At 35.8% G+C, this 11,934-nt stretch carries 15 protein-coding genes; all 15 read right to left on the bottom strand.

What is annotated here, in order from left to right:
* Window positions 1-93 precede the first annotated feature (93 nt).
* Complete coding sequence (locus ACSKT4_RS11375) at window positions 94-870, bottom strand: CheR family methyltransferase (protein ID WP_186869784.1); 777 nt, start codon at window positions 868-870, stop codon at window positions 94-96.
* Window positions 871-958: 88 nt separating this feature from the next.
* Window positions 959-1,405: a nucleoside-diphosphate kinase gene (gene ndk / locus ACSKT4_RS11370; protein ID WP_186869785.1), complete on the bottom strand. Its 447-nt coding sequence runs from the start codon at window positions 1,403-1,405 to the stop codon at window positions 959-961.
* 83 nt (window positions 1,406-1,488) lie between these two features.
* Window positions 1,489-2,460, bottom strand: coding sequence for a heptaprenyl diphosphate synthase component II (gene hepT, locus ACSKT4_RS11365; protein WP_186869786.1), 972 nt, complete (start codon window positions 2,458-2,460; stop codon window positions 1,489-1,491).
* A gap of 35 nt (window positions 2,461-2,495) precedes the next feature.
* Entirely contained in the window at window positions 2,496-3,203 is a 708-nt protein-coding gene (gene menG, locus ACSKT4_RS11360; RefSeq protein WP_425516475.1) for a demethylmenaquinone methyltransferase, read from the bottom strand.
* The gene (locus tag ACSKT4_RS11355; RefSeq protein WP_186869787.1) at window positions 3,203-3,913 is read right to left on the bottom strand and encodes a heptaprenyl diphosphate synthase component 1; all 711 of its coding nucleotides are present in this window, start codon (window positions 3,911-3,913) and stop codon (window positions 3,203-3,205) included. Before ACSKT4_RS11355 ends, menG begins: the two co-directional genes overlap by 1 nt.
* 127 nt (window positions 3,914-4,040) lie before the next feature.
* Complete coding sequence (mtrB, locus tag ACSKT4_RS11350) at window positions 4,041-4,256, bottom strand: trp RNA-binding attenuation protein MtrB (RefSeq protein WP_186869788.1); 216 nt, start codon at window positions 4,254-4,256, stop codon at window positions 4,041-4,043.
* A 104-nt stretch (window positions 4,257-4,360) separates the two neighbouring features.
* Window positions 4,361-4,633 carry an HU family DNA-binding protein gene (locus ACSKT4_RS11345; RefSeq protein ID WP_010095921.1) on the bottom strand — a complete coding sequence of 91 codons (273 nt, stop codon included), beginning with the start codon at window positions 4,631-4,633 and terminating at the stop codon, window positions 4,361-4,363.
* 342 nt (window positions 4,634-4,975) lie between these two features.
* Complete coding sequence (gene spoIVA, locus ACSKT4_RS11340) at window positions 4,976-6,454, bottom strand: stage IV sporulation protein A (RefSeq protein WP_186869789.1); 1,479 nt, start codon at window positions 6,452-6,454, stop codon at window positions 4,976-4,978.
* Between the two features lie 337 nt (window positions 6,455-6,791).
* The gene (locus ACSKT4_RS11335) at window positions 6,792-7,514 is read right to left on the bottom strand and encodes a hypothetical protein (RefSeq protein WP_186869790.1); all 723 of its coding nucleotides are present in this window, start codon (window positions 7,512-7,514) and stop codon (window positions 6,792-6,794) included.
* 18 nt (window positions 7,515-7,532) lie between these two features.
* Window positions 7,533-7,730, bottom strand: a complete 198-nt coding sequence (locus tag ACSKT4_RS11330; RefSeq protein WP_186869791.1) for a DUF2768 domain-containing protein — start codon at window positions 7,728-7,730, stop codon at window positions 7,533-7,535.
* A gap of 245 nt (window positions 7,731-7,975) precedes the next feature.
* Complete coding sequence (locus tag ACSKT4_RS11325) at window positions 7,976-8,236, bottom strand: stage VI sporulation protein F (protein WP_186869792.1); 261 nt, start codon at window positions 8,234-8,236, stop codon at window positions 7,976-7,978.
* 60 nt (window positions 8,237-8,296) lie between these two features.
* Window positions 8,297-9,334, bottom strand: a complete 1,038-nt coding sequence (locus ACSKT4_RS11320; protein WP_186869960.1) for an NAD(P)H-dependent glycerol-3-phosphate dehydrogenase — start codon at window positions 9,332-9,334, stop codon at window positions 8,297-8,299.
* Window positions 9,335-9,349: 15 nt separating this feature from the next.
* Window positions 9,350-10,660: a ribosome biogenesis GTPase Der gene (gene der, locus ACSKT4_RS11315; RefSeq protein ID WP_186869793.1), complete on the bottom strand. Its 1,311-nt coding sequence runs from the start codon at window positions 10,658-10,660 to the stop codon at window positions 9,350-9,352.
* A gap of 196 nt (window positions 10,661-10,856) precedes the next feature.
* Window positions 10,857-11,042, bottom strand: a complete 186-nt coding sequence (locus ACSKT4_RS11310; protein WP_186869794.1) for a capping complex subunit for YIEGIA — start codon at window positions 11,040-11,042, stop codon at window positions 10,857-10,859.
* 1 nt (window position 11,043) lies between these two features.
* Window positions 11,044-11,931 (bottom strand): YIEGIA family protein, encoded by an 888-nt coding sequence (locus tag ACSKT4_RS11305; protein WP_186869795.1) that lies wholly within the window; start codon window positions 11,929-11,931, stop codon window positions 11,044-11,046.
* Window positions 11,932-11,934: the final 3 nt, after the last annotated feature.

The raw sequence follows: 11,934 nt of genomic DNA, 5'->3' as shown, positions 1-11,934 counted from the left end.
CCTTGTTTTACTTATCCTATTATCTAGTATAAACTAATAGGTCCTTATAATAGAAAAAAATGCTCCCTATCATCTGATATGAGCATTTGATAATTAATTTAATTTTTGATAAAAGAAAGTATCCAATAATTGCAGATTATACTTGTTTGGACTAAATATTTGTTCGGTACTACCAACAAATAGAACGCCATTAGTTGTAAGTGATTCAGAAAAGTTATGATAGATTTTATCCTTAGCGGTATCCGTAAAATATATAAGTACATTTCTACATATAATTAAATCAACTTGCTCAGGATAGTCATCCTCTAATAGATTGTGCTTCTTAAACGTAATTTGACGCTTAATAGAAGGGTCTACTTCATATGTGTTATCACGATACGTAAAGTACTTTTTCTTTAATTCTTCCGGTAATTCCTTAAGCGCCTGTTCAGCATAAACACCTTGTTTGGCTCTTTCTAGTACCTTTTCATCAATATCGGTTGCTAGGATTTTAGCATTTACATTAGGGAAGAATTCTTTTAGTAAAATGGCTATACTATAAGGCTCTTCTCCTGTAGAACAAGCTGCACTCCAAACGAAAAATGATTTATTATTTGTTTGGAGTGTTGGTATGACGGTATCACGCAATACTTCCCATCGCTTAGGATTTCGGTAGAATTCCGATACGTTTATGGTAATTCTATCGATAAATTCATTAAGTAATCCTTTGTCTTGATGAATCGCGTCAAAATAGGACATAAAATCCTGGTAACCTCTTTTATCACGTAATGAGGTTAATCTTCGCTTCATCTGTGCTTCTTTATACTGCTTTAGATCAATTCGAAACTTAGCATACACTTTCTCTATAAATAGTTGATAATCATCCCTCATAGCCTCTGCGCCTCTTTTTGCTTATGTATGTATACTTGCTTATCTAGTAAAATGCCTCCATTAAAGAAACGGAGGCATTTTGTTTAACTTAATAAATCCAATTACTATCTTGTTTTGAATATGAAATTAATTCATTTTGATTGAAGAATAAATTAATTTCTCTCTCAGCGCTTTCTGGTGAGTCAGAACCATGAATGACGTTCTTACCTACTGTCACCCCAAAGTCACCTCTTACTGTACCAGGTAAAGCTTCAGCTGGGTTCGTTTTACCCATCATTTCACGAGCTGTACTAATGACTTTTTCACCTTCCCATACCATTGCAAAAACTGGTCCAGAAGTAATGAATTCTACTAGTTCTCCGAAGAAAGGTCTTTCTTTGTGCTCTCCATAATGCTCACTCGCTAGCTCCTCAGAGATTTGCATTAATTTTGCACCTACTAATTTAAAGCCTTTTCTCTCAAATCGGTTTACAATTTCGCCTACTAAATTTCGTTGTACCCCATCTGGTTTAACCATTAAAAAAGTTTTCTCCATGTTTACACCTCATTTAAGTATGTCATTAGGAATTATGTAACCGTTTAAATTCTATCAAACTTTTATAAAAATAACAATATTTACTATTGCTTTCTTTTTCCTATATATTTGGCAATTTGTTCAAGGGTTATCTTTGCCTTATTATGAGGGAAACCATTCAATGCACGAAACGCCTTTTTTAAGTAACGTTCGCTTAGCTGGTAAGACATGTCAATTGCATCCGTTTCTTTTAGTCTGCTAATGATGCATTCCATCTTTTCTTTAGAAACCTCATCCGGATTTGCGAAGGTTTCTCTAACTAACCGATTAAAGTTCTCATCACGCATAGCATAAAGAACTGGTAACGTGACATTCCCTTGATACAAATCATTCCCAGATGGTTTACCTAATTCTTCAGCAGAAGAAGTAAAGTCAAGAATATCATCGATGATCTGATAGCTCATTCCAATATAATATCCATATTCATAAAGTTTCTTAACTTCACTAGGTGTAATTCCTGATGTCATCGCGCCAAGCTTACAGCTTAAAGCGAGGAGTAAGGCAGTCTTCCGCTTAATTCTTCTTAAATAAGATCGTATATTTTGATCCCAGTTGTACTTATCTTTGATTTGTTGAATTTCTCCTAAACTAACCTCGACTAATGCCTCTGCCAATGTTTTATGTAATTCTGCATTATCAATCTGTGTGATGGTTTCTAGAGCTCGAGCTAAAATGTAGTCACCAGTATACATGGCGACACGGTTACCATATTGTTTCTTAATTGTCGGCATCCCTCTTCTTAGCTCCGCGTCATCTATAACATCATCATGGACTAAGGTTGCCATATGGATTAGTTCCAATGAAACTGCCACTTTGGTTATTTGTTCGATACTAACCGTACCGAATTGACTTGATAACAAAACAAAGACAGGCCGAATACGCTTCCCTCCTGCCTTCAATAGCTGTGTAGATGCTTCTCGTAGTACGGGATGATTGGCCTGAATTGCCTCCATTAAGGATGATTCTATTACGTCGAGATCTTTCTTTAGGTAGGTATATGTTTTTGGTAATTTCATGTAATTCACCTTTTGTCTGTCAAAACTAATGATTTTTATTTAACACCCATGTGCATAGCTGCAACCCCACCGGTATAACTCTTCACCTGTACTGTCGAAAATCCAGCATCTAAAAACATTTGCTTTAATGTCTTTTTATCAGGGAAATTCCTAGTAGATTCATTTAACCATGCATATTCCTCGTAGCTCTTTGCAAAAATTCTACCAAATAATGGCATAATAAAACGGAAATAGAAGAAATATAGTTGTTTAAAACCAATCATCGTAGGCTGTGATGTTTCTAGACATGCTACAACACCACCTGGTTTTACAACTCGATACATTTCCTTGAGAACAGTCATATAATCCGGAACATTTCTTAACCCAAATCCAATCGTTACAAAATCAAAAGAATTATCCTCATATGGTAATTCCATTGCATTACCATGGACGAACTCTAGATTATCATAGTTTAGTTCTTCATTCTTCTCTTTTGCTACCGATAACATATTTTGGCTAAAATCTAGACCGATTACGTTTCCTTTACTACCTACTGCTTCAGCTAGTGAGAAAGACCAATCTCCAGTTCCACAACAAACATCTAATGCACTTGCTCCATTTGGAACATTCATTTGCTTCATGACATCTTTTCGCCAGGCTTTATGTCGCTGGAATGAGATGATAGAGTTCATCGTATCATACTTATCATATATTTTTTCAAACACATGATGTACGCGTTCTTCTTTTGATTTACCTTGCATCATTAATCCATCTCCAAAGCGGTATGTTGGTATACGATGGTGTGAAGTATTTTTACAAGATTTTGCTTATACCCATCTTCCACCTGTAAACCCTCTAGCATACCTTTTGTTTTGTTTACTTGAGCCTCAAGTACTGATTGCTTGTCTATTTCAACAAATATATCATTTGTATGTATCATATAGTTTAGTAATAATAATTCTGCCATAACTGGGAGCTCTTCTGTCACTCGAACATGATCAGCTATATATTTGATTAATGTTATCTGAATTTCTTTTTTGATATTTAAATAGTTCTCTATTGTATAGTCGTTAAGATAATATAATTCCATCTTTAATTCATTAATGTGTTTGATTGCTGTGGCAAGTACGGTTATATACTCACGTTCTTCTATTTCAGCGAGTAGATAATAATAAAGGCCACTATAGTAATCCCCAGCTAATATGGATAATTGGCTCTCAACATTAATTGATGGACCTTGTTCCCCTTTATAGTCCGGAATTTGCTCATGTATATCTAAAGCAATTTGTACAAGCATTGTCGTTATAATTAGCTGTTCTTTTACTTTTGGGGCTAATGTTGTTTTATTCAATATTTGTTGAAGAAAGTATAGTTTGTATTCATCAATTTCAGGGTTGTCAATATGTTGTAAAAGGAAAGAATGTCTTACTTTCTCTTTAATTTGCTGTTTTAAATGTTGTAATTCCCTCTCCATTGTATGCAAATTTATCACCTTAGCCCTTCAAGCCTTTTTGTTGCCTTAGTTATTATAACACATTTATCTATGTCAGGTAGTTCAAAAGTTGTAATATGTATGCTATATAACCTGTAACATATTTCCTTTAGTTATTCGTTATCTCGCCATGGCTTGTTTGGATAATAGCTTTACCTCTAACTTTTACCGCAGAAGTATGCTCGGTAAACTGAGCAATCATAATTTCTCCTTTATCCAGTTTCTCTGAATGGTGAAATTTTGTATCTGATCCTCTAGTTAATCCAATTACATTAACACCATCTTCAAGGGCTTTAATTACAAAAAAATCATTGTTATTATTCATACGATACACTCCTTCATATTTTACAATTAGTATAATCCCTTTAGGAAGTAATATGAAAAGAAAAAAGGGTGCGTATGAACGCACCCTTTAACCCTATGTACGTATTATTTTACGCTGTCTTTAAGGGCTTTACCTGGTTTGAAAGCAGGAACTTTGCTTGCAGGGATTTCGATTTCTTCTCCAGTTTGAGGGTTACGACCTTTACGTGCAGAACGCTCACGTACTTCGAAGTTACCGAAACCGATTAATTGTACTTTTTCACCTTTTTTAAGTGAATCCATGACAGCTTCGAAAACTGCATCAACAGCTTTTGTAGCATCTTTTTTAGAAAGTTCGCTTTTTTCAGCAACAGCATTTACTAAATCTGTTTTATTCATGACATTCACCTCCTCCCAAAAAAGATTTCGGGTCACATTGGTACAAATATTTCTCTCTCATCATTTGTTTACCAATTTACCAACTTTTATACTTAAATGCCCCTATATCAATAGGGACAACGCTAATAATAAACGAGATTTCTTTAAAATTCAACAAAAACCTATTATTTTTTCTTATTTTGTTTGATATTTTATAGATTAGCGGCTACTTCTATCCAAATATTGGTAATAAATCCCCTTCTTAAATGCCCTATGTAACATATTCGCTAGTTGCTCGCAAAATCCTTCTAAAATTTAAAAATAAACAAAAAAATAAACAGCAGCTAACTGCTGCTGTTTATTTTATAGGATTATCGCTATTAATCCTCCAGAGCCTTCATTAATAATTCGCTCTAGTGTTTCTTTTAGTTTATATCGAGCATTTTCAGGCATTAGTGAAATTTTAGCTTGAATGCCTTCTCTTACAATAGAACTTAGTGATCTACCAAATATGTCAGATTCCCAAATCGATAATGGGTCTTCTTCAAAGTCTTGCATTAAGTATCTCACCAATTCTTCACTCTGTTTTTCCGTACCAATAATTGGCGCGAATTCGGACTCTACCTCTACTTTTATCATATGAATAGATGGTGCAACTGCCTTTAGTCTTACACCAAATCTTGACCCTTGGCGAATAATTTCAGGCTCGTCAAGCTCCATATCCTCTAGCGTCGGAGCAGCAATACCATATCCTGTCTGCTTAACCATTTGTAAAGCACTCGCAACTTGGTCATACTGTCTTTTCGCATAAGCAAAGTCTTGCATAAGCTCTAGCAAATGATCCTTACCTCTAATTTCAACACCGACAATTTCTTTTAATACTTGATCATATAAATAATCTGGAGCATGTAAATCAATTTCAGCTATTCCTTCTCCCATCTCCATGCCGGCTAGATTTGCTTTGTCAATATAATCATAGTCTGCGAAATCACCAACAATATGATCGACATCACGTAGTCTTCTAATATTTTTTACAGTAGATTGAATTGCTTCTTGATAGCTTTCACGTAACCAATGATCTTCCTTTAATACCATTACCCAGCTTGGAAGATTCACATTAACCTCAAGTACAGGGAACTCATATAACGCCTCACGAAGGACATTATATACGTCATGTTCTGTCATGGACTCGACACTCATCGCAAGTACCGGTATATCATATTTTTCAGACAGCTCTTGTCTAAGCAATTCGGTTTCACCACTTGTTGGATGAACTGAGTTAACAACCATAATGAATGGTTTCCCAACTTCTTTCAATTCTTCCACAACTTTAGACTCGGCCTCAACATAGCCTCCTCTTTCGATATCACCGATAGACCCGTCAGTTGTAATGACCACACCAATTGTAGAATGTTCCTGAATTACTTTTCTAGTTCCAATTTCAGCAGCATCATGAAATGGAATGGGTTCTTCATACCAAGGAGTATTGATCATTCTTGGTCCGTTCTCATCTTCAAATCCTTTCGCTCCTTCTACTGCATAACCAACACAATCTACTAGTCTAATATTTACATCTAGACCTTCCTCAACGGTTACATTTACTGCTTGATTCGGAATAAACTTTGGTTCAGTTGTCATAATAGTCTTTCCAGCTGCGCTTTGAGGTAGTTCATCTTGTGCCCTAACCTTCTCACTTTCATCTTCAATATTCGGAAGAACAACTAGCTCCATAAATTTCTTGATGAAAGTTGATTTTCCTGTTCGAACAGCTCCAACAATACCAAGGTATATATCGCCATTCGTACGTTTCGAAATATCTTTAAAAATGTCTACCTTTTTCAAACGATCCCCTCCCGATCACTACAATATTAAATGAACAAACTACGAATAATTGACATTACAATTCTATGATGTTGTCCTATCAAATTATGACTTAATATATGCAAAAGAATTAAAATAAATGATAAAGTTTCTTTAGACGAACCAGAATTATTCTAAGCCAATTACTAGATGTACGTATTAGGACAGTTCTAGGAGGCTCCCTACCTGACATTATTTAATTTAATAAGCTTTTAAAGGATGCATTTATTCGTAGCTCGGTAATTTCAAATAACACCGGGTTATAGCAATAAAAAACCCCTGCAACAAATATATGCTGCAAGGGCGTATTTATGAAAATTTATTCCGTCATAAAAACAGGCTCATTGTCTTTAACTGTATAAGGTAAGGAATACACGGGTAAGAATGGGGTGTTCTCCGCTAATAGAAAGCGAATATCCTCTCCTTCTTTATAGCTACTGTTATACTCTTTTAAAGCGTTATTTAAATCTATCCGATAATCAATATAGATATTACCATCCGTATCCATGACAATTGGTAATACAGCATCAGAATAAGGACTTTCTATTGTGGGTGGAGTCTCTAATCCTAATTTCTCATGATCAATAGTAAAGATGCCGTTTTCAACTACTTCACCAAAAGGTGGATATAGATTTTTATCACGATATAGATTAATTTTCAGATTAATACTTCTCAGTGCATCGGTGATACGTAAATCAATTAATTTTACTTCTGGATTGGTGTCTGGATTAATAATAGCATATTGGTATATTCCGCCATTCTCATAAGCGTTACCTGGCACCTCTGCTAGGCTACCTTGTTCTTTTAGCTGATTAAAATCAATGATATATTTTTCAAAAATAGGAGTTTCGTTTGGCTTTGTACGAATAGGTAATAATCCATTCGTTTTCTCCTGATAATCATTTAATGCAGATTGAACCATATCAAGCTGTGCCTGGTTTGGTGTTTGATTCTTTTCTAGTTGGCTACTAGGATATAAACAACCGCTTAAAATAAATAGTATTAGGAGCATCATTGCAATAATTTTATATGTATGTTTCATACATTAACCTCCATTAGCTTATATTGTTGGCCCACTAAAGACGATATAAAGTATTATGATACCTCCTAAAATTAGGCAAACATATGCTAAAAACGATACAATAATGGATAAAAACCCTTTCAGTTTATGTCTTGCTAATACAATTAGGCCGATAGCTATAATTAAAAGCCCCATACCCGCTAAAGATATCCACATATTCATCATTGATTGTGACATTTTTTCACCTCTATATCTGTTTGTCCGTTTACTGCAACCGTTATTATACCATACCGTGCCAAATAGAGCATGCATAATAGGGGAATCGAAGTGTGTTTTTCCATATAAAAAATCCAGGATAAAGAGGGGCTATCTTCATCCTGGCTTGACTAAATAATACCCACAGCAACTCTATCTATGAATGCTTGTGCGTTCTATTTTATGCGAGCTGACTCGAGGTTGTATCCTCACATGCCCAAGTCTCGTTACTTTTTAAATAACTGATTCAGCGAGTTAAGATCTCCAGGAACTTTATTATTCGTTATGGACTTAACAAGTTTATCTTCTTTTTCTCTCGAGATGGGTTTGTTCGCCATTTTCGCTAATTGCCGAACGAGCCTTCGAACGGTTTTCTCATCCGAAAAATCGGCGTTTTTAACTGAATCAGCAACTTTGTAGATTTCACTTGGACTAATACCCGCGCTTTGCTGAATTTTGTCAAAGGGATTGTTACTTTTATTGCTCACATGCTCGCCTCCTTGCTGCTATACTTCAACATAGTATATGCAAGGGAATTTATCAGTGTGTTAGCGAGCGTAACGGTTCTTTAACAATGTCGCTAAATCATCCATTTCTTCTCGTTTACTTCGATTCATTAATTGCTCCACAACTTCTTTAGGTTTCTTCTGATGGTGGATAATTTCATAAATACCATGAGTAATCGGCATTTCTATATCCTCTTGCTCTGCGAATTGGTACGCTGCTTCCGCAGTACGAACACCTTCCACTACCATACCCATTTGATTTAAAACCTCTTCTAAGCTTTTACCTTTTCCTAGGAGATTGCCTGCTCGCCAATTCCGACTATGAACACTTGTACAGGTTACAATAAGATCGCCAACACCTGGTAATCCCAAAAAGCTTAGAGGATTAGCACCTAAATATGTTCCTAGCCTCGTAATCTCAGCAAGTCCTCTTGTAATTAATGCTGCCTTAGCATTATCTCCATACCCCAGTCCATCTGAAATACCAGCACCTAGAGCAATAATGTTTTTTAGGGCACCACCTAATTCAATGCCAATTACATCATTACTTGTGTATACACGAAATACTTCATTAAAGAAAGTGTCCTGGGCAATTTTAGCTTGTTCTTCATTGATAGATGCAACCGTTACGGTTGTAGGTTGTCTAAGTCCAACCTCTTCCGCATGGCTAGGCCCTGATAAAACAACGATATCCTCGTATTTCACTTTATCCATCTCTTCGTCCATCATCTGGGATACGCGTTTCAGAGTACCTGGTTCAATCCCTTTTGTTGCATGAATTATGGTTGGGTTCCCTGTTAAAATAGTATTTAATTGTTGCGAAACCTCTCGTATAGCCTTTGTCGGTACAACTAACAAAATAACATCCGTATCTTGAATCGCTTCCTGCATATCAGCATAAGCTCTGATTCTCTCTGGGATCATAATTTCTAAATAATGTTCATTTTTATGCGTTGTGTTAATTTTATCTGCTTGTTCCTTACGGTGAGTCCATAACCTAACATCATGCCCATTATCAGCAAGAACGATACTCAATGCAGTACCCCAGCTACCTGCTCCTAAAACAGCTACTTTTTTCACCAAAAATCCCTCCCCCTAAGATCTTCTGCGAGCAATTATCTTTATCGGTGTTCCCACAAAACCAAATGCGTCACGGATTTTATTCTCCAAGAAACGTTGGTATGAAAAGTGCATTAGCTCTGGATCGTTCACAAAGACGACAAATGCAGGAGGCTTAGCAGCTACTTGTGTTGCATACAATACCTTCAAGCGCTGTCCTTTAACTGTCGGTGTTGGATTCATTGCAATGGCATCCATAATGACATCATTTAACACATTTGTCGGAATTCTTTTCGCGTGATTTTCACTTGCTACTTGAACCATTGGTAGTAACGTATGGATACGTTTCTTTGTTCTAGCAGATAAAAATACGACTGGTGCATAATCTAAAAATTGGAAATGAGCGCGAATTTTTTCCTCATATTCCTTCATTGTTTTCTCATCTGTTTCGACTGTATCCCATTTGTTCACTACAATTACAATTCCTCGTCCAGCATCATGTGCATAGCCAGCAATTTTTTTATCCTGTTCCCTAATACCCGTCTCAGCATCGATTAAAACTAGGACAACATCGGAACGTTCAATAGCTCTTAGTGCACGTAATACACTATATTTTTCTGTTGATTCATACACTTTCCCACGTTTTCTCATTCCGGCAGTGTCAATAATGACATAATCTTGTCCATCACGGTGTAAATGTGTATCAACCGCATCACGTGTAGTACCTTCTATATCACTTACGATTACACGTTCTTCATTCAGTAATGCATTGACTAAAGAAGACTTACCTACATTTGGTCTACCAATTAAACTAAAGTAGATGGTATCCTCATCTACCTCTTCTTGTTCAAATTGTGGAAAATGTCCAACCACTTCATCTAATAAATCTCCTAGTCCCAAACCATGGGCACCAGATATAGGGAACGGTTCACCGAAACCTAACGAATAGTACTCATAAATCTCGTCACGCATTTCTGGATTATCTATTTTATTTACTGCTAGAACAACTGGTTTATTCGACTTGAATAAAAGCTTAGCCACTTCTTCATCAGCAGCAGTGATCCCTTCTTTGGCATTTACAATGAAAATAATGACATCAGCTTCATCTATCGCAATTTCAGCTTGCTGACGCATTTGAATTAAAAGAGGTTCATCCCCAATTTCTATACCACCCGTATCAATTAGATTAAATTTCGTATTTAACCATTCCGCTTGGGAATAGATACGGTCTCTTGTTACCCCTGGTATGTCTTCTACAATTGATATTCTTTCACCTACTAATCGGTTAAAAATAGTAGATTTTCCAACATTTGGTCTCCCTACTATGGCTACTACAGCTTTCCTCATTGAAAGGAACATCCTCTCTCTATGTAAAATACATTTTTTAGTTTTTTTAATAGTCTAATGTAAAATTGGATTGATTTTTTACTTATACTTCGCGTAATTACGTTTATATTTGATACTATTCTAATCAACCTAACAAATAATACCACATATCATAACTTTATTCATTCTAGCAAAAGAAATTAATCTTAACAATATTTTAATGTTTTACAATGATAAAAACCTCGTCACTTAATGCATGTGCAATCCCATCTAATATGGCCTCTAAATTGGCAGCTGTTTTTTGTAATTCATCAAAATCCTGACAATTGAAAATCGGTGCTCCTCCCGCCACCTTCTCATTATTAGTTGTAATGATAGCCAAAATAGATTTTTCTATCACCATGCTAATGGACCTCCCTCTGTGTATTAGATTTTGAAGGCATTCGAATCGCCGTTTCCAATACAGGGACCGCACCGATTATTTGTATTGCTTTATCAACGTCTCTAATTTGCGGTAATATGAAAACACCAATTCTACCATCATCTAAATCTCGTTTAATAAGCGGCACTAATGCCGGCGTCCCGGAATCACGAAACACACCTAACGAAACCGATACATCATGTAATATTGCTTGTCTTTGGCCAAGATGAGCAATCGTATTCACCACATTTATATTTTTAGGCTTTAAAATAAAGCCCATACCATACTTGAGAATCTCCTTTTGCCTTTCCGGTAGACCTATATTCATAATATAGATATTATCTATATATAATCCAGCCCCTTCAAAATGTGGTTCCACATATTCGATTTGAACAAGATCTTTGATTGTACTTCCACTTTGCATGATTTTACTAATAATAAAACAAATAATCGCTCCAATAATAGCGGCATATATATTCCAAATAATATAAAATAACGTAGTAATAAAGGCTGTTAAAATAACTAAATAATTCCTGCTTTCAAACGAAATTGCGATCCCTTCTATATAAGCCTTTCCCCTAGAAACAAGCTCATGATCATCAATTTCACTTAGTGTATTCCGTTCCATGTTTCGTACCTCACGAAATTGTGTAGCGGCAACAGTTAAAAACGTAACCGCAGTAAAATCCATCTCCATCATCGCGGGTACTGCAACTGCACCAAGAGATGCTGCAATAAACCCTAATGAGACATGGATTATTTTTCCGTGTAAATATGTTGGATATTGACGGTAATCCGTACGAAGCATGATTATCCTAGTAATTGTACCTAATACTACACCTAAAACAATAGGCATCATATACTCATTCATTTT

Source organism: Ornithinibacillus liuyingii (genome assembly GCF_055550225.1).
The sequence above is the reverse complement of the archived record's forward strand: the minus strand, read 5'-3'. Positions and strand labels throughout refer to the sequence as shown.

What these genes read in the sequence shown, in the direction of transcription:
- ACSKT4_RS11375 (WP_186869784.1), bottom strand. Translation starts at nt 870, where the DNA reads ATGAGGGATGATTATCAACTATTTATAGAGAAAGTGTATGCTAAGTTT.
- ACSKT4_RS11335 (WP_186869790.1), bottom strand. Translation starts at nt 7,514, where the DNA reads ATGAAACATACATATAAAATTATTGCAATGATGCTCCTAATACTATTT.
- ACSKT4_RS11305 (WP_186869795.1), bottom strand. Translation starts at nt 11,931, where the DNA reads ATGAATGAGTATATGATGCCTATTGTTTTAGGTGTAGTATTAGGTACA.
- ndk (WP_186869785.1), bottom strand. Translation starts at nt 1,405, where the DNA reads ATGGAGAAAACTTTTTTAATGGTTAAACCAGATGGGGTACAACGAAAT.
- ACSKT4_RS11355 (WP_186869787.1), bottom strand. Translation starts at nt 3,913, where the DNA reads ATGGAGAGGGAATTACAACATTTAAAACAGCAAATTAAAGAGAAAGTA.
- ACSKT4_RS11330 (WP_186869791.1), bottom strand. Translation starts at nt 7,730, where the DNA reads ATGTCACAATCAATGATGAATATGTGGATATCTTTAGCGGGTATGGGG.
- hepT (WP_186869786.1), bottom strand. Translation starts at nt 2,460, where the DNA reads ATGAAATTACCAAAAACATATACCTACCTAAAGAAAGATCTCGACGTA.
- der (WP_186869793.1), bottom strand. Translation starts at nt 10,660, where the DNA reads ATGAGGAAAGCTGTAGTAGCCATAGTAGGGAGACCAAATGTTGGAAAA.
- mtrB (WP_186869788.1), bottom strand. Translation starts at nt 4,256, where the DNA reads ATGAATAATAACAATGATTTTTTTGTAATTAAAGCCCTTGAAGATGGT.
- ACSKT4_RS11310 (WP_186869794.1), bottom strand. Translation starts at nt 11,042, where the DNA reads ATGGTGATAGAAAAATCTATTTTGGCTATCATTACAACTAATAATGAG.
- menG (WP_425516475.1), bottom strand. Translation starts at nt 3,203, where the DNA reads ATGATGCAAGGTAAATCAAAAGAAGAACGCGTACATCATGTGTTTGAA.
- ACSKT4_RS11345 (WP_010095921.1), bottom strand. Translation starts at nt 4,633, where the DNA reads ATGAATAAAACAGATTTAGTAAATGCTGTTGCTGAAAAAAGCGAACTT.